21 protein-coding genes are annotated in these 16,381 nt (G+C 39.6%); 16 read left to right on the top strand and 5 right to left on the bottom strand.

Annotation, left to right across the window (positions count from 1 at the left end):
* Nucleotides 1–107 precede the first annotated feature (107 nt).
* The 4 genes from MHH58_RS09600 (at nucleotide 108) to MHH58_RS09585 (ending at nucleotide 3,250) form a co-directional block, all read left to right on the top strand.
* The gene (locus tag MHH58_RS09600; protein ID WP_341345763.1) at nucleotides 108–1,313 is read left to right on the top strand and encodes a DUF418 domain-containing protein; all 1,206 of its coding nucleotides are present in this window, start codon (nucleotides 108–110) and stop codon (nucleotides 1,311–1,313) included.
* Nucleotides 1,314–1,683: 370 nt separating this feature from the next.
* A complete protein-coding gene (locus MHH58_RS09595) occupies nucleotides 1,684–2,289 on the top strand; it encodes a pyroglutamyl-peptidase I (RefSeq protein ID WP_341345762.1) in 606 nt (201 codons plus the stop codon).
* A 9-nt stretch (nucleotides 2,290–2,298) separates the two neighbouring features.
* On the top strand, nucleotides 2,299–3,018 hold the full coding sequence (gene nagB, locus MHH58_RS09590) for a glucosamine-6-phosphate deaminase (protein WP_135098532.1): 720 nt from the start codon (nucleotides 2,299–2,301) through the stop codon (nucleotides 3,016–3,018).
* A gap of 52 nt (nucleotides 3,019–3,070) precedes the next feature.
* Nucleotides 3,071–3,250 (top strand): hypothetical protein, encoded by a 180-nt coding sequence (locus MHH58_RS09585; RefSeq protein ID WP_135098530.1) that lies wholly within the window; start codon nucleotides 3,071–3,073, stop codon nucleotides 3,248–3,250.
* 67 nt (nucleotides 3,251–3,317) lie between these two features.
* On the opposite strand, the gene MHH58_RS09580 is transcribed toward MHH58_RS09585, so the two are convergent.
* The 3 genes from MHH58_RS09580 to MHH58_RS09570 form a co-directional block, all read right to left on the bottom strand.
* Nucleotides 3,318–3,680: a DUF6176 family protein gene (locus tag MHH58_RS09580; RefSeq protein WP_135098528.1), complete on the bottom strand. Its 363-nt coding sequence runs from the start codon at nucleotides 3,678–3,680 to the stop codon at nucleotides 3,318–3,320.
* Between the two features lie 209 nt (nucleotides 3,681–3,889).
* Nucleotides 3,890–5,092 carry an ABC transporter permease gene (locus tag MHH58_RS09575; protein WP_341345761.1) on the bottom strand — a complete coding sequence of 401 codons (1,203 nt, stop codon included), beginning with the start codon at nucleotides 5,090–5,092 and terminating at the stop codon, nucleotides 3,890–3,892.
* Complete coding sequence (locus tag MHH58_RS09570; protein ID WP_135098524.1) at nucleotides 5,085–5,984, bottom strand: ABC transporter ATP-binding protein; 900 nt, start codon at nucleotides 5,982–5,984, stop codon at nucleotides 5,085–5,087. Before MHH58_RS09570 ends, MHH58_RS09575 begins: the two co-directional genes overlap by 8 nt.
* 99 nt (nucleotides 5,985–6,083) lie before the next feature.
* On the opposite strand from MHH58_RS09570, the gene MHH58_RS09565 reads away from it, so the two are divergent.
* The 5 genes from MHH58_RS09565 (at nucleotide 6,084) to MHH58_RS09545 (ending at nucleotide 10,985) form a co-directional block, all read left to right on the top strand.
* Nucleotides 6,084–7,823, top strand: coding sequence for an ABC transporter ATP-binding protein (locus MHH58_RS09565; protein ID WP_341345760.1), 1,740 nt, complete (start codon nucleotides 6,084–6,086; stop codon nucleotides 7,821–7,823).
* A 14-nt stretch (nucleotides 7,824–7,837) separates the two neighbouring features.
* Nucleotides 7,838–8,386: a VanZ family protein gene (locus tag MHH58_RS09560; protein ID WP_341345759.1), complete on the top strand. Its 549-nt coding sequence runs from the start codon at nucleotides 7,838–7,840 to the stop codon at nucleotides 8,384–8,386.
* A 32-nt stretch (nucleotides 8,387–8,418) separates the two neighbouring features.
* Nucleotides 8,419–8,805 (top strand): hypothetical protein, encoded by a 387-nt coding sequence (locus tag MHH58_RS09555; protein WP_167753399.1) that lies wholly within the window; start codon nucleotides 8,419–8,421, stop codon nucleotides 8,803–8,805.
* A gap of 69 nt (nucleotides 8,806–8,874) precedes the next feature.
* Entirely contained in the window at nucleotides 8,875–9,810 is a 936-nt protein-coding gene (locus tag MHH58_RS09550; RefSeq protein WP_341345758.1) for an ABC transporter substrate-binding protein, read from the top strand.
* Between the two features lie 56 nt (nucleotides 9,811–9,866).
* Nucleotides 9,867–10,985 carry a CapA family protein gene (locus MHH58_RS09545; RefSeq protein WP_341345757.1) on the top strand — a complete coding sequence of 373 codons (1,119 nt, stop codon included), beginning with the start codon at nucleotides 9,867–9,869 and terminating at the stop codon, nucleotides 10,983–10,985.
* Here the strand turns inward: MHH58_RS09545 and MHH58_RS09540 are convergent.
* Nucleotides 10,982–11,161 (bottom strand): hypothetical protein, encoded by a 180-nt coding sequence (locus MHH58_RS09540; protein ID WP_115885431.1) that lies wholly within the window; start codon nucleotides 11,159–11,161, stop codon nucleotides 10,982–10,984. The two genes, MHH58_RS09545 and MHH58_RS09540, sit on opposite strands and share 4 nt — an antisense overlap.
* Before the next feature lie 80 nt (nucleotides 11,162–11,241).
* On the opposite strand from MHH58_RS09540, the gene MHH58_RS09535 reads away from it, so the two are divergent.
* The 7 genes from MHH58_RS09535 (at nucleotide 11,242) to MHH58_RS09505 (ending at nucleotide 15,167) form a co-directional block, all read left to right on the top strand.
* On the top strand, nucleotides 11,242–11,547 hold the full coding sequence (locus tag MHH58_RS09535; RefSeq protein WP_135099194.1) for a thiamine-binding protein: 306 nt from the start codon (nucleotides 11,242–11,244) through the stop codon (nucleotides 11,545–11,547).
* Nucleotides 11,548–11,613: 66 nt separating this feature from the next.
* Nucleotides 11,614–11,940 (top strand): TIGR04104 family putative zinc finger protein, encoded by a 327-nt coding sequence (locus tag MHH58_RS09530; protein WP_135099196.1) that lies wholly within the window; start codon nucleotides 11,614–11,616, stop codon nucleotides 11,938–11,940.
* Nucleotide 11,941: 1 nt separating this feature from the next.
* The gene (locus tag MHH58_RS09525; protein WP_341345756.1) at nucleotides 11,942–13,048 is read left to right on the top strand and encodes an iron-containing alcohol dehydrogenase; all 1,107 of its coding nucleotides are present in this window, start codon (nucleotides 11,942–11,944) and stop codon (nucleotides 13,046–13,048) included.
* Nucleotides 13,049–13,066: 18 nt separating this feature from the next.
* The gene (locus tag MHH58_RS09520; protein WP_135099200.1) at nucleotides 13,067–13,486 is read left to right on the top strand and encodes a (deoxy)nucleoside triphosphate pyrophosphohydrolase; all 420 of its coding nucleotides are present in this window, start codon (nucleotides 13,067–13,069) and stop codon (nucleotides 13,484–13,486) included.
* Nucleotides 13,487–13,502: 16 nt separating this feature from the next.
* Nucleotides 13,503–13,673 carry a hypothetical protein gene (locus MHH58_RS09515; RefSeq protein WP_162842321.1) on the top strand — a complete coding sequence of 57 codons (171 nt, stop codon included), beginning with the start codon at nucleotides 13,503–13,505 and terminating at the stop codon, nucleotides 13,671–13,673.
* A gap of 82 nt (nucleotides 13,674–13,755) precedes the next feature.
* Nucleotides 13,756–14,289: a transposase gene (locus MHH58_RS09510; RefSeq protein ID WP_341344697.1), complete on the top strand. Its 534-nt coding sequence runs from the start codon at nucleotides 13,756–13,758 to the stop codon at nucleotides 14,287–14,289.
* Entirely contained in the window at nucleotides 14,256–15,167 is a 912-nt protein-coding gene (locus tag MHH58_RS09505) for an IS3 family transposase (RefSeq protein WP_341346074.1), read from the top strand. The genes MHH58_RS09510 and MHH58_RS09505 overlap by 34 nt, the downstream gene beginning before the upstream one ends.
* 47 nt (nucleotides 15,168–15,214) lie before the next feature.
* Here the strand turns inward: MHH58_RS09505 and MHH58_RS09500 are convergent, their stop codons facing one another.
* On the bottom strand, nucleotides 15,215–16,150 hold the full coding sequence (locus tag MHH58_RS09500) for a metal ABC transporter solute-binding protein, Zn/Mn family (protein WP_135099202.1): 936 nt from the start codon (nucleotides 16,148–16,150) through the stop codon (nucleotides 15,215–15,217).
* Nucleotides 16,151–16,381: the final 231 nt, after the last annotated feature.

Raw genomic sequence — 16,381 nt, 5'->3', positions numbered from 1 at the left:
CAACCAGTAAAAATAACTATAGAAATTGTCCAGATTTAAGAAAGATTTAAGCTGCAGTTAAAGTTCAATTAAAGGGAGATGCTTATAATTAGAATGAGGTGAAATTTATGAAAAGAATAGAAAGTGCTGATGCTGTCAGAGGCTTCAGTTTACTGGGGATTTTCATGGCAAACCTGCTGATATTTCAATTTGGTTTGTCTGGTAAAGATCATATGGAATACTATGATTTAAATGGAATAAATGAATTTGTATTTAAAACAGTTAAAGTAATATTTGAAGGAAGTTTCCTGCCGATATTTGCAGTTTTATTTGGTTTTTCAATGGATAAACTATTTCAGTCTATGAAAAATAAAGAAATGAAATGGAAAAGATTTAAACTGCTGAGCCGTGCTGCCGGAATCATTATACTCGGACTTCTTCACAGTTATTTTATATGGGAAGGGGATATTCTTCTTGCGTACGGAATCGCTATGATTATTTTCATACCGTTTATCAGCTTGCCAAAATGGTTCTTTAGAATAGTGACTATACTGCTTGCTGCAGGTCTTATCTTAATAACTGCAGCATCATTTTTCCTGCCGGCGGAACCGGTGGAAAATACCGGCTCTGCTGTCAGTGCGGAAGATGAACAGGAGTACATGTCAGCATTAACTGAAGTATACAGCAGCGGAAACTACGGAGAAATTCTGGATGCGAGACAGAATCTTGAAGATCCGTTTTTCACTGAAGAAATGGAAGCTATAGACGGTGCCGGAGTACTGATTTTATTAATAGGAATGTTAATGCCTGCAATGTTTTACGCAGTAGGTGTATATTTATCGAAAGCAGGATGGTTCAGTAAAAGTGCAAATCATTTCTGGAGCTCGAAAATTTTTATTTACTTAATACCGGTAAGTATCATTTTAAAATCATCAATTTATTGGATGAATAATGAAGAAATCGCCTATTCACTTAATTTCATGTTCGCTCTTATACTCTCATTTGGTCTGATGAGTTTAATAAAATATATTTATCAGTTCCATGAGAACAGCAGCCTCATAACGGGCTTGAAAAGCATGGGGAAATTGTCTCTTACAATATATATTATGCAGAGTTTAATAGGAACAACTATATTCTACGGCTATGGATTTGGAATGTTCGGATCAGATATGTTTGCGTTGAGCGCAGTGATTTTTATCGTCTTTTATATACTGCAAATGATTTTGGCAGTCTGGTATTTAAAACACTTCACATACGGTCCGCTTGAATATTTACTCAGGACAGTGACATATATGAATTTTCGGAAGAAAAAGTGGAACCGGGAGTTAAAATAAGTAGATACAGTAACCTCTGATTGCTTTAAAAGCAATCAGAGGTTAAATTTTTATGCTGGAATAATAACAGGAAACTGCCGTTGCATGCGAAGCAGTGAATTTGGATATAGGAGAGATTTTTATGCCTGTCCTGTCACTGTGGTTTTCACAATGACGGGACAGGACGGTTACCCCGTCATTGTGACTTTCGTTCGACACCGGGCGTCGTCATGAACCGGATACACCGGAAATGGAATGCGCCTGTGCCTAACAGAATATACAAAAAAATCCGTTCCACAACACAGAAATTTCACACTTTTTACGGGTTTTATGCTACTATTTATTTACTTATTACTTTATTTACGAAGTAATATAAAAAGGATGATAATCTATGAAAAAGTTACTGTTAACGGGCTATGAACCATTTCTAAAATTTAAAACAAATCCGACCCAGGCTGCCGTCGAAAGTCTCGAAGGTAAAGTCATCGGAGATTATAAAATTATCGGCAGGGTTTATCCTGTAGCGTTTAAGAAAATTAATTCATTAATCGAACAGGATATCGAGGCTGTCGAGCCTGACGCGGTGCTTTCTTTAGGTCTCGCAAGCGGTATTTCAAGTGTTCATCTTGAACGCATTGCGATTAATACAATTGACGGACGTGAAGATAATACTGGTTTTAAACCGAATGGCGAAAAAATTTATGAAAATGGCGCCGACGGCTTGTTTTCAAAATTGCCGTTAAAGCAGCTTGAAACTGCGTTATTGAACGAAAATATCCCGGTAAATATTTCGAATTCAGCAGGCACGTATTTGTGCAACAATTTAATGTACAGCGAGCTGTATTATTTGCAGCAGAAGAAGCTGGATATTCCGGCAGGTTTTGTGCACGTGCCGCCGAGTCATGAAATTGGTATTGCACAGCGTGTGCCGAGCTGGCCTCAGGAAGATATTACCCGCGCAGTTCATATTATTATTGAAAACCTGCAGTCAAATTAGGAGGACATTATGAAGTTAGTAAAAGTTAGCAATTATGAAGAAATGAGCAAGAAAGCATCTGATATTTTATTTGATGTTATCAAAGAAAATGAAAAACCTGTCATTGGCCTCGCAACGGGTTCAACACCTGAAGGCACTTATATGGAACTGATTAAAAAGTTAAATGGCAGCGACGTTGATCAGAACAATATTACTACTTTTAATCTGGATGAATACGTAGGACTCGATAAAGACCACGAGCAGAGTTATTCATATTATATGCATGAAAATTTCTTTAATCATGTTTCGATTCCAAAAGAAAATATTCATTTATTAAACGGCAAAGCTGAGAATGCTGAAACAGAAGTTGAAGCATATGAACAGGCAATCGATGAAGCGGGTCTTGACGTACAGCTTCTTGGTATCGGACGCAATGGACATATTGCATTTAACGAACCGGGTACATCTTTTGACTCACTGACGCATGTTGTTGATTTAACACCGGAGACTGTTGAGGATAACTCGCGTTTCTTCGATAATCTTGGCGACGTGCCGTCTAAGGCATTTACCATGGGCTTGAATTCAATTATGAAAGCTAAAAAAATTGTTATACTTATTTACGGTGAAAATAAAAAAGAAGCGCTGAATGCATTATTAAGCGGCGAAGTAACTGAAAATAACCCGGCTTCTATTTTAAATAATCATGAGGATGTAACCATCATTGCAGATACTGCTGCGATTGGTGAATAAATTTAAATTGTGAGATAATACTTCTAATACATATGTGTTAGGAGTATTTTTTATGAATGAACATAAACAGAAAATGATATATACAGCTGCCATGCTGGTCATATTTTTAATTATCGCGAATACGATGGTCGAAGTGAACTGGTTTCTGCAGCTTGTGGCAGTAATTTTTGCAGGCTATTACATTCTCTATAGCGTAAAAGCGCTCCGGGCAGAAGAAAAAGAGAAGCAATAAAATAAAGGCACTGAATTCTAAAATTAGATTTCAGTGCCTTTTATACGTTTTCGGCTGTATTCATATATTAAACTTCTTCCGCAGCTTCTTCGATTTGTTTTTTAATTCGCTGAGGAATCATAACAACTTCTGTTCTTAAGTTTTTCGGACGGTATGTTCTGTCGATACATTTATTAAAGAATTCAAGATGTTTTCTATCGATGCATCTTTCAGTTTCCGAGTTAGAGTCACCGTCATCTGCCTGAATAGAATACCAGTAAAGATAATCGTAATCACCCATAGTGTCTCTCATAATTGTTTCCACAAACATTTTCTCGCCGTCAAGTGTAAGAAGGGCATCGTTCATATGCTCGTTTAAAAATTCCATCCATTGATCGACCAGTTCTTCTTTACCTTTTTTCACCCTAAATCTTGTTAATTCTACTTGCATATTCAGGACTCCTTTGTTTTTCGTCTACATCATGATACAACATTAAAATGCTTTGTCAATGAGTATTTGCAACTTTTTTTGGATGTGAAATTTATGCATATTTTAAAAATAAAAAGAAATTTATTTTTAAAGAATATATTGCACAATAATACATGATAAATTAAGACCTCCCTTTCATCTTTTCGATGAAGGGGAGGCCAATGCACTGCTTATTTTTTAATTCTTTTAATGTTTTTGATAATGCCGCTTTCTGTCGACAAGACACTTCTTTTATAGACGAAGCCTGCGAGAGAAAGTGCGATAATTATCGTAATTACCATGATTAGAATACCGATTATCATCGGCATATGTCCTGTATCATTAACGAGCAGGCGGAGCGGCATAACGAACGGTGTAAAGAATGGGAAATAGCTTGTAATTGTTACTGCGATGTTATCTGCAAACGACATGCCCCCGAGCGCGATAAAGTATCCGATCATGCTGAGGAAGGTTACCGGCATCAATCCCTGCTGGAGATCCTCCATCCGGTTAATAAATGAACCGAGCATAGCTGCAACTGACAGGTAAAGAATCAGTCCGAGAATAACAAAAATAATACAGTAAACTACAATTTTTAAAGTCTGATCATTCGTCTCGAGTCCGAACTGGTCGAGAAGGGCGGATGTATCAGAAAAGTAAAATGCAATCAGACCGCCGGCTGTAATCAGGCCGACCTGGATAACACTGACAGAAATCATAGCGAATACTTTTGCCATTAAATGCTGTGTCGGGCGGATGCTCGATACAATCATCTCTATGACACGTGAAGATTTTTCATTCGCTATTTCTGTCGCAATCTGGCTTGCGTAGTTCAGAATGATAATAAACATCAGAATAACCGAGAAGTAGAAAATAATCATATTCAGGATGTTTGTCTCATCTGAATCAGCTGCCTCGAAACTGCCTGAATCATCATCCGCCGCCACTAAAAATTCCACGGGTACTTCTTCGTACATCTGGGAAATTTCCTCTTCCGAGAGCTCGAGAGTCTGAAGTACATAAGCACGGTTTGTTTCATTTAAAGCAAGCTGGATACTTTCTTCCTGTGATGATGAGATTTCTTCATCCATCCGGATCTCAGCTTCCAGCGGGTCGGTATTTACAATGTCGAGCACTGCATCGCCATCTTCGCCGGCGATTTCAATCGTTTCGTCGTAAGACTGGAGTGTCGGTTCGAATACTGACAGGAATGTTTCATCCGCCTCAACTTCGAGTCTTATTTCTTCGTCATCCGAATCAAACAGCCCAATAATTTTATCCAGGTTAAAAGCGATAAACATCCCCGCTATAATAATCAGTGTTGTGATTAAAAACGATTTGGCTTTAAGTTTTGAAAAGAAAGTAAGGTTAAATGTCGTCATAAATTTATTCATAGTCACGGCCTACTTTCGCTATAAAGATATCATTTAAAGAAGGTTCGTTGACCTGGAATCTTTTAAAGAAACCAATATCGGTAATCCGTTTATAAATATCCTCGGCATATTTTTCATCTGCGATTTTTATCACTGATTTATTTCTTATCTGTTCCATCTCAAGCACACCCGGCATGTCTTTGATAAAAGCAATATCATGTTCGCCTTCAATAATGATTTCCTTCTGGCCGAAGTCTTGTTTAATCTGGTCGATATTGCCGCTGACAATCTGTTTTCCACGGTCGAGGATACACAATTCTTCGCACAGTTCTTCAACATGTTCCATGCGGTGAGTACTGAAAATAATAGTAGAACCCTGTGCATTTAAATCTTTTACCGCGTCTTTCAGTATCTCAACATTAATTGGGTCGAGACCGCTGAAGGGTTCATCCAGAATGATTAATTCGGGGTTATGTATTATAGAAGCAATCAGCTGGATTTTCTGCTGGTTCCCTTTGGACAGCTTTTCGATTTTTTTAAACTTATTTTCTGTTACTTTAAAGCGTTCAAGCCAGTAATCCAAAGCTTTGCCTGCATCTTTTTTTGACATGCCTTTTAATTCAGCTAAATACAGTACCTGTTCAGATACTTTTAACTTAGGGTGCAGACCGCGTTCTTCAGGCAGGTAGCCGATTTGATCTGTCATATGATAGCCGATGCTCTTGCCGTTATATAAAATTGAACCGGATGTCGGTGTGAGCAGCTGGAGAATCATGCGGAAGGTTGTCGTTTTTCCAGCACCGTTGCCGCCGAGAAAACCGTACATGCTTCCTGCAGGAACTTTAATGTTAATTGAATCCACAGCTGTCTGTTCTCCGAACACTTTTGTAAGATCGGTAATTTCCAAAGCCATAATACTCCCCCTTTAATTTGTTAAATTAAGTTTACCATAATGCTTAAACAGAAAAAAATCGTTATAATATAAAGGTGCAATTATGAAAGGAGCAGCAACTTGAATAATAATGAAGAAAAAGCATCGTTTAAAAAATTTATTAATTTAATTAAAAGTACTAACGTTAAAAAAGGCTTGTTTTTTACGGGAGTTCTGCTGACGCTGATCGGCACAGCCGGTTCGCTGATTGTCCCGCTGTTAACACAGATGTTTATCGACGGCTTCAATACTGACTTAATTACTATGCCTCTTGTTATATTGATTATCGCTGTGTTTTTAGGCAGTGCAGTCATCGACGGCATTTCTTACTACATGCTTGCAAAAATAGGCCAGACGGTTGTCCGGAGTTTAAGGGAAATGGTCTGGGCCAAGTTTCTTAAGCTGCCGGTCAGCTATTTCGATAAAACAAAAAGCGGCGAGTCTGTCAGCCGGGTTGTTAACGATACGAGTATTATTCAAAATCTGATTACGAGCCATTTTCCTCAGTTAATCAGCGGTGTGCTGAGTGTTGCAGGTTCAGTCATTATTTTATTTTTCCTCGACTGGAAACTGACTTTAATAATGTTCGTGTCGCTGCCGATATCTATTGCAGTTATTATGCCACTCGGCAGCCGCATGCAGAAAGTATCAAAAAAGCTGCAGGATGAAACTGCCGCCTTTACAGGTACCATTCAGGAAACGCTGAGCGAAATCCGCTTAATGAAATCATTTAATGCAGAAAACTATGAACAGCAAAAGGGTAACGGGGGTATCGGGCAGCTCTATAAATACGGCATGAAAGAGGCAGTTATCAATGCTCTTTTGTCGCCGATTATGTATACGATTATGATGTTTGTCATTATACTCGTCATCGGTTACGGCGGACTGAGGGTGGCTGACGGTACGATGACAATCGGTACCCTGGTTGCTTTCTTACTATATTTATTCCAGATTATTATGCCGATGACCATGTTTGCCATGTTCTTTACCGAATACAATAAAGCACTCGGGGCAACCGGAAGAATTATAGGCATTCTGGAAATGGATGATGAAAAATCTGGCAGTCTGGAAGATGTGTCACTGGCTTATAAGACGCTTCAGTTTAATAATGTATCTTTCGGCTATGAGGATACACCAGTGCTTGAAAACATCTCTTTTACCGCAAAAAATAACCAGAAAATCGCCTTTGTCGGTCCAAGCGGCAGCGGGAAATCCACAATATTTTCTCTTATTGAACGCTATTATTCCGTCTGGAGCGGAAGTATTACCATCGATAATATAGATATTGAAAATATTCCTCTCAGTGAATACCGGAGCGGCATCGGCTATGTTGCCCAGGAAAGCGCAATTATCTCCGGCACCATTAAAGAAAATATCACCTACGGCTTGAAAGCTGGTGATTACACTGACGAGGATATAGAACGTGCAGTAAAACAGTCTTATACCAGCGAATTTATCGATGAACTGCCGGACGGTATCCTGACAGAAGTCGGTGAACGCGGTGTGAAACTCTCGGGCGGCCAGCGCCAGCGTATCGGCATCGCACGGGCATTTTTACGCAATCCCCAAATTTTAATGCTGGATGAAGCGACAGCAAGTCTCGATTCGCAGTCTGAAAAATACGTCGGAGAAGCATTGAATGAGCTCATGGCAGGCAGAACGGTTCTCGTAATCGCACATCGTTTGTCGACCATTGTTAATTCAGATAAGATATACTTTATTGACAGCGGACACTTAACAGGCGAAGGCACCCACATAGAACTGATGGCTTCGCACGATATGTACAGAGCATTTACAGAACAGCAATTTGGAGAAGATTAGAGGCATTATATTTTATGGGTATTTTATTTGAAGCATTTCAGCCGGTGATTCCGATATTTATAATGATTTTCATGCTGATTACGGTTATTACACTGATGATCAATATAAAGCACGGATATCACCTGGACTCAATTTCTAAAAAAATTAAATATTTATCGGTCATCGGCCTGACGATGAGTCTGGTCGGCATATTTCTCGTAACGATGATGCCGACTTCAAACGACAGTGATATCGTCGAGCTGACACCATTTGCAAGCATAGAAGAAATGTGGTATTTTGCCACGACAGAAGCATTAATCAACAGCGTGCTGATGAATATTGTCCTGTTTATTCCTGCAGCATTTTTTCTGTATATTATTATCAGAAAAGAGCTGCTGACAACAATTTTATGCACGCTGCTGTCGGTGTTTATCGAAACGATGCAGTATCTTCTTCCAATTGGCAGAATTACGAGTATTGATGACGTTATTTTAAATACTCTCGGCGGAATTACCGGTGTGATACTCGGTGTTATATTTTTAAAATTTAAAGATGTTTATTACGCTCTCTTTGGTGGTAAATAGATAAATAACATCAAATAAAGGGGATGTTGTCTATGTACAACAAATTAAAACACATTGAAGGTGTAAATTTACTGCCGAGAGAAGTAGTAGGTCCGGCTTTAGTAGGATCAGTGGAGTACTTTAAGGGAGAGAAAAGTACATACCACGGATCACTGGTTGCGACAACTCACAGATTATTTATGAACCTGGAAGATCATGATATGGTTTGCGTAGAGGAGATCAGCTTCAAAGATATTACACGGGTAACAGTTGAGGATTTGCTGATGGTGGGACATATCCTTCATCTTTGGCAGAATGATAAGCTGCTCGTCAGCATAAAAAGTATTTCCGAAGGAAAGCTCGATAAGTTTCTCGAATTTTATTATAAATACAGAACACAGCATGCTGAAGCTGCTGAAAGAAATGAAGCACTTGCTTAAAGAAAAAGCCGGGTATCCCCCGGCTTTTTTTATGTGTATAATGACGGTATCAATAGTGAAGGTGACGAGATGAAAATAAAAATTATGATGCTTTTGACAGCAGTGCTGCTGCTGACAGGCTGTTCAAGTTTTAGAGAAATTGATATATCAGAAGATGGAGAAACAAGACGGATTACAACCGAGGATACGAATGAAATTGATATTCCGGCAAACCCTGAAAGCATTGTGCTGTTCCGTACAATTGATCCCGGCAATGCCGCTCTTTTAGGTTTTGATGTAAGCGGTATCAATGAAGGCTTGGAAAATAACGGCACTGTAGAAGATGCCTTCGGCACAGAAGTGACTTATCTTGAAACCGGCGATTTGGAGTCCCTTAAAGAAATTAAACCGGATTTAATTGTTACATACTCGCCGGATGAATACTTTGAGGAATATCAGAAAATCGCTCCATCGATCAGAATTACTTATTCGTCGGGTATTATGAGTCCCTTCAGTCCGCGGGCATATTTGACGCAGCTGTATTATTTAGGGGTTATTTTAAATAAAGAAGACGAAGCGAACAAAATCGGTGATGAGTGGGAAGCTGAGACAACGGTGCTGAAACGTGAATTGAATGAACAGGCCGATGATAAACAGGCACTTGTGGCTGTAGAACACGAAGACGGCTATCTTCTATATAATGAATATATGAGCTACGGTACAGAAGCTGTTTACGATGTACTTGGTTTTCAAATAGATGAGTCAGCGAAAAACGACTTGCAGGAAAATTTATTCGATGTAAAACAGCCGGAAGATTTCAAGGCATTTGAAACGGATTATATATTTGTGAACGTGGAAAATACAACGGATGAAGCACTGCAGCAGCAGTTTTCTGAAGCGCTCGGCATTCCGGCAGCGCACGTTATTTTATTAAACCGTGATGATTATATTACAAATGATTTAATATCTGTCAGAAAGCAGACAGAGTATATTGTCGATAAAGTAAATGAGGCCGATGCGGATTAGTTTTGAAGATTTTTAATTTGACCGAAAACAGGGAAATACTTTACGGAGGGAATAATATGAAAATAATTTTATCGGTATTATTATTTTTGAACATATTTGGAGGTTCTGATGAAGAGCCGCTGGAAGCCCGCACTAAAGAATTTAACAGCATAAATAAAGAAGCGCTTTTTGAGAATCTGAGTCAGTATCTGGACAGTTCTTTTACTTTTGCTGCGACGGGAGATATTTTGATTCACGACTATTTATATGAAGATGTCGAGACACAGGACGGCTACGATTTTACATCCCGTGTTGAGAGCGTTGCGCCTTACCTTCAGCAGCAGGATCTGGTGTTTATGAATCAGGAGACACCTATCGGAGGTGAAGAACTCGGTTTAAGCGGATACCCGACGTTTAACGCGCCGGAAGAAGTTGCGGATCTGCTGAGTTACTTTGATGCGGATATTGTAAACTTTGCTAATAACCATACGCTTGACCGCAGCACCGACGGAGTACTCGCTACAGCTGAAAACTTAACTGAACGCGGCATTGATTATGTCGGTGCAAATATCAGTGAAGAAGATATGAACCGCGACAGGATTTTTAATGTAAACGGTATAGACGTCGGCTTCTTGGCCTATACATATGGAACAAACGGTATTCCTGTACCGGAAGGTCAGGAGTATTTAGTAAATATTATCGATATGCCGAGAATTCTATCGGATATTGAAGCATTAAGAGAGAAGGTGGATGTGCTGATTGTCAGCTACCATCAGGGTGTTGAATACGATGAATTCCCGCGCGAGGAGCATGTGCCTGAATACCGCACGATGGCAGATGCAGGTGCTGATATTATTGTCGGATCGCACCCGCATACGCTGCAGCCTATCGAGCATTATGAAAGAGAAGACGGATCAGAAGCAGTTATTGCATATTCAATGTCGAATTTCTTCAGCGCCCAGCAATCATTAAATACACGGCTCGGCGGAATTTTGGAAGTAAGCGTTGAACAGTCGGGCGGCGAAACTGATGTTGGCGCGGTGCGCTTTATGCCGACCTATGTCGACAGCAATGAGTATGAAGATTTTTATCTTCATCCGCTGGCGGATATGGGGATGGATGATGTGTACGGTGATGTGGAAGAGCATATGACATCATACAGTGACCAGGTCGACATTGTACCGTATCTGGATTAATCATCGGGTTCTTCCTTTTTAATAATGGAAATAATCGATGCGGCACCGAGTACCAGCAGCAGGATAACTAAGGGAATGTTCCATGAAGGACTAAGAAAATCCTGTGCAAAGTAATAAATCATACCGAGTGCTATGACAATTAAAATAATATTTAAACCTTTGCTTATTTTAAACATAACGGTCACCTCTAAATGTTTGTTTTCTATAATGTATAGTATCATAATGGTAACAGAAAAGATTTTGAGGAGAGATTTAAATGAACTATTTGATGAGTATTCAGGTTTTGCCGTATCATCCGGGCGATGCTAAACTGTATTCGCATACGACAAGTGCAATCGAACTGATTGAAAGCAGCGGTTTAACGCATTTTGTTGGGCCGCAGGAAACGACAGTTGAAGGCAGCATCGACGAACTGTTTAACTTAGTTAAAAAGATAAATGCTCATTTATCAAACGAGGGCTGCGACCACGTTACAACTAATATAAAACTCGTGCAGTCTAAAGAAGAAAACAGCATTAAAGATATTTTAAAAGATTACTATGAATTTGAAGATGATGAATAAGAAGAGCGAACGCGCTCTTCTTTTTTGTTATAATTACGCTAAGAAAACATAAAGTAAGGTGATGTCATGGGAGAGTGTCCGTATTGTAAACACCAATGGACATACAAGGAAAAACTGCTCGGCTATGCCCTGAAACCACGGACACGCATTAAATGTCCAAAGTGCAAAGAATATCTTGAGCCGTCTACATTATCAATTATATACGATTATATCGCGATACTCAGTGTGGCGCTGTTTATCTTTATCTTAATTCCGATTATGGGCTGGCCGATTGTGCCGTCTCTGTTAATCAGTTTTATAATGTTTCTGCTCTATTTACTCTTATTCCAGCCGCTGACCGTGCGTTTTAAACGATATGAGTACAATGTAAAAGATAAACCAAGGGGGAAATAAAATGTTTACTTTTAATAATCCTGCAGAGGTGCACTTCGGTGCCGGTGTGCTGCAGACAATAGATACAGTATTAGAGAAATACGGCTACCAGTCGTACGTTGTAGCTGCATCAAACTCGCAGGTGAAAAACGGTATTGCTGAATTGCTCGAATCACTCCTGCCGGGTCAAATTAAAGCGGTCATTTCCGATATCGAAGAAAATCCGACGGTCGGCAACGTAGATGATATTATCAATGCTGCTAACGAACACGGTGCTGAAGCGCTGATTGCAGCAGGCGGAGGTTCAACGATGGACGCCGTGAAAGCAGCAGCTGCAGCAATTGTTAAAAACGTGGATGCAAGAACAATTATCCAGGATAGAAATATCACTGAGGCACTGCCGGTGATTGCACTGCCGTCAACGAGCGGTTCAGCGTCAGAAGTGACACCGTTCAGCGTAATCAGCGATAAAGAAAAAGGTATCAAGACATCTATCAGCGGCAAAGTGCTGTATCCTAAAGTTGCGCTCGTAGACCCGGAGCTTACATATACGTGTCCGCCGTCTGTCACGGCAATTTCAGGTATTGATGTTATCTGCCATGCGCTCGATTCAATCGGTGCGGTAAACAATAATCCGATTTCCGACGGACTCGCAGTTACTGCGCTGAGACTTGCCTTTGATAATCTCGAGACCGCCTGGCGCGAGGGAGCAAATGCCGAAGCACGGTCCAATATGGCGCTTGCGAGCACTACTGCGGGTATTGGTTTCAGCCAGACTGCAACGAGCGGTTCCCATGCGATGAGCTACTATTTAACTTCGGAGTTCGGCATTCCGCATGCTGAAGCGTGCGCTTTCAGCCTCGATCAGTGGATTCTGCACAATGCAAAAGCCGATTCCAGAATTGATAAAATAAGCATTCAGCTGGGCTTTAAAAATACTGAAGAATTATCCGATGAATTAAATGCATTGAAGGAACGCCTGGGTCTTCGCATGACGTTTGAAGAACTTGGTATCGACCGTAAACATATTCCGGAAATTGCCCGCCAGACGATGGCAGCAGGGAACTATAAAAATAATCTGGCTCAATTATCTGAAGATGAAATTATTAAGATGCTCGAAAGAAAGTAAGCATCCGGAGGTTTTATTATGACGAAAAAATATATAAGAGTTGTTGGTGCAGTAATAGAAGATGAAAATAACTCTATCTTATGTGCACAGCGGCCTGAAGGAAAAAACTTAGCTTTTAAATGGGAATTTCCCGGCGGGAAAATCGAGGACGGGGAAACACCGGCAGATGCATTAAAACGCGAACTGGTCGAAGAAATGACACTCGATATCAGTATTGGGGAAAAGATTACGACGACAGTATATGAATACGATTTTGGCATTGTCGAACTGACGACATACTATGCCAAAATACTTGCAGGGAAAATCCGTCTGCTGGAACATGTTCAGATGAAATGGGTAAATCCTTTGGAAATTGAAAAGCTGGACTGGGCGCCTGCAGATATTCCTGCAATTGAGATTATAAAACAAAAAAGTGGGAATAGAGTAGGAAAGTGTTAATTAAGGGGGGATTGCTATGGAACTTATTAAGAGTTTATTAGGCGTGTTATTTAAAGCTTTTGTAATCTTATTTGCGTTAACTGCTGTGGCAGCAGTTGTACTGGCATTTATACTTAAAAAAGATGTAGACGAAATCCGCGAGTTTACAGAGAATATTAAACACGATTTATACCGCGGCAAAGAGTAAATGTTAAAAAAATCTCCTGAGAAGAGTTTTGATGTGCACCCCTAAAGTTGAACTCCAAATTCAACTTTAGGGGTGCTTTTCTATGTCTAAAAGATATTCAATAGAATTAAAAATGAAAGTAATTAATGAGTATTTAACTGGTGACGATGGCTTCAGAATATTAGAAGCCAAATATAATATCAATCGCAGTTTAATCAGGACATGGCTCTATCAGTTTAAAAATAATGGTGTTCAAGGGTTGACCGCTGGGATGACGAGATCAGCTTATTCTAAATCGTTTAAGTTAACAGTACTACAACACCGTTTAGAACATCAGTTATCCTATCGAGAAACGGCTGAAATTTTTGATATACCGAATCTTTCCCTCATTGCGCAGTGGCAGAGCAAATATAATCAGTATGGTATTCTGGGTCTAGAAACTAAACCGAAAGGCAGGCCCTCTAAATCGATGAAGAAGAAGCCATCTAAACAGAAACGAAATAAATCAGAGACTTTGAATGAAACCGAACGTGAAGAGCTGGAACGTTTAAGAGTAGAAAATCGTAAACTTGAGGTGGCCATTGCACTAGAAAAAAAGTTACAATCCTTAGCTCGAGACAAACGAACAAAGAAATAGTCAGAGCGATAATAGAGTTAAGGGAAACAGGTCTCTATATGCTTAAAGAGTTACTTGAGGCCGCGCAAATCGCTAAAAGTGTATTTAAGTATTGGAATGACCGTTTACCTGAAGAAAATAATAAAGATACTGAGCTCGTCCAAGCCATCAAGGATATTGTGACTGAAAGTCACCGCAGATACGGTTATCGTCGGGTCTGCTTGGCGTTGAAAAAAAGAGGTATCATTGTAAATCACAAGAAAGTACTACGCTTGATGCGGCAGTATCAATTGCTTTGCGTAAAGTTTAAACATAGAAATCGTCAATATAAATCCTATAAAGGAACAGTCGGTAAAATTGCTAAAAACAAACTGTCTCGCCGATTTAAAACCGATCGCCCGTATCAAAAAGTGTTGACCGACGTGACTCAATTCAATATTTCAGCATCAGGAGAAAAACTTTACTTGTCACCGTTTATGGATGTTTTCAGTGGAGAAATACTGTCTTACAGAATCAGTCCGGCACCGACGCTCGATATCGCTGTAAAACCTTTAGAGGAATTGATTGAACAAAGACCAGAATTAGACTATCGAATGACCGTCCATTCGGATCAGGGTTGGCACTACCAGCATAAAAAATGGGTGAGACATCTTAAAAGAAATAAAACATTTCAAAGTATGTCTCGAAAAGGAAACTGCTTAGATAATTCTCCAATGGAGAACTTCTTTGGGCTGCTTAAACAGGAAATGTTTTATGGACAACAGTTCATAACATATGCAGAGCTTGAATCTGCGATTCATCAATATATTGATTTCTATAATAATGATAGAATTAAAACAAAATTAAAAGGCATGTCTCCTGTAAATTACAGGAAACATACCTTTAATAAAATAGCTTAATCAAAAAGTTCAACTTTTTGGGTTCACTACATTTCTCAGGAGATTTTTTATTTGCTGTTGAGTGCTTTATCGAGTGTTTCGATATTTTTTTTCATCATCGACTGGTATGTCGCATCGGAAGGGTCTTCAGATGTCAGTGACTCTAAATTGTTAAAATAGAGCGGTTCTGTATTTGTCTCACTGCGGATGACATCTGTGACGCTCGATACCACGTTCGGTTCGTAAAGGATATAGGGGATATTCTCAGCTTTGATGTTCTCAATAATTTCAGCAAGTTCCTGCTGTGACGGCTCTTGATTATTAAGACCACTGATACCGACCTGATGAAAACCGTACTGATGGGCGAGATAGCCGATTGATTCATGCGAAATATAAACGTCTGTATTAACAGGGTTTTCTGTAATTGCTGTCAGTTCCTGATCTATTTCTTCGATATCATTTTTCAGAACTTCAAAGTTCTCCTCATACATATCTGCGGATTCAGGATTATGTTCAGCCAAGGCAATCTTTACAGCTTCCGCCATTTCTGCTGCGAGTTTCGGACTGAGCCAGAGGTGAGGGTCCAGACTGCCATGACTGTGGTCATGCGAGTCTTCTTCATGATCGTGTTCATGCTCATGGTGGCTTTCAAGGAAAGCTTCTGTGTCAATATCAGCTGCTGCCTCAATGATTTCGGTATCGCCGCTGATCGTTTCTGCGATACTCGCTGCGACCGGATCGAGATCATTTGATGTTGTTATAAATAAATCGCCATCGGAATAGGACATCATATCTTTTTGTGTCGGTTCATATGAATGCATATCGGCGCCCGGCGGGTAGATGGATTTTACGTTTACGGTGTCGCCTGCAATCTGCTCGACGAAGCTCGTCAGCGGAAATACTGTTGTATATATAGTTAATTCGCCATCTTCTTCATTCGTCTGGTCATTGCTGCAGGCGGCAAGTATTAATAATAAAAGTAAAGCAGGAAATAATTTCTTCATAGGAAAACCTCTTTTTATCGTAATCATTACGATTTAAAATTATATAGGAATATAAGAAGATATGCAACTGTATATTTTAGAATAAGAAAGACTTGAAATTTTTCCGGTCTGCTAGTAAAATAGATAAGGTGATTTACAAAAGTATATACCAATCATCTATGTGCGTGGATGATCAACTGGCCAGTTGATTCGAGTATATTATCATTTAATATCGATTTAACTTAATGAAGG

The sequence above is a fragment of the Jeotgalicoccus sp. FSL K6-3177 genome, assembly GCF_038050175.1.
GTDB classification, from domain to species: Bacteria; Bacillota; Bacilli; order Staphylococcales; family Salinicoccaceae; genus Jeotgalicoccus; species Jeotgalicoccus nanhaiensis.
Note: the sequence above shows the minus strand (reverse complement) of the source record. Positions and strands in the feature narration are given on the sequence as shown.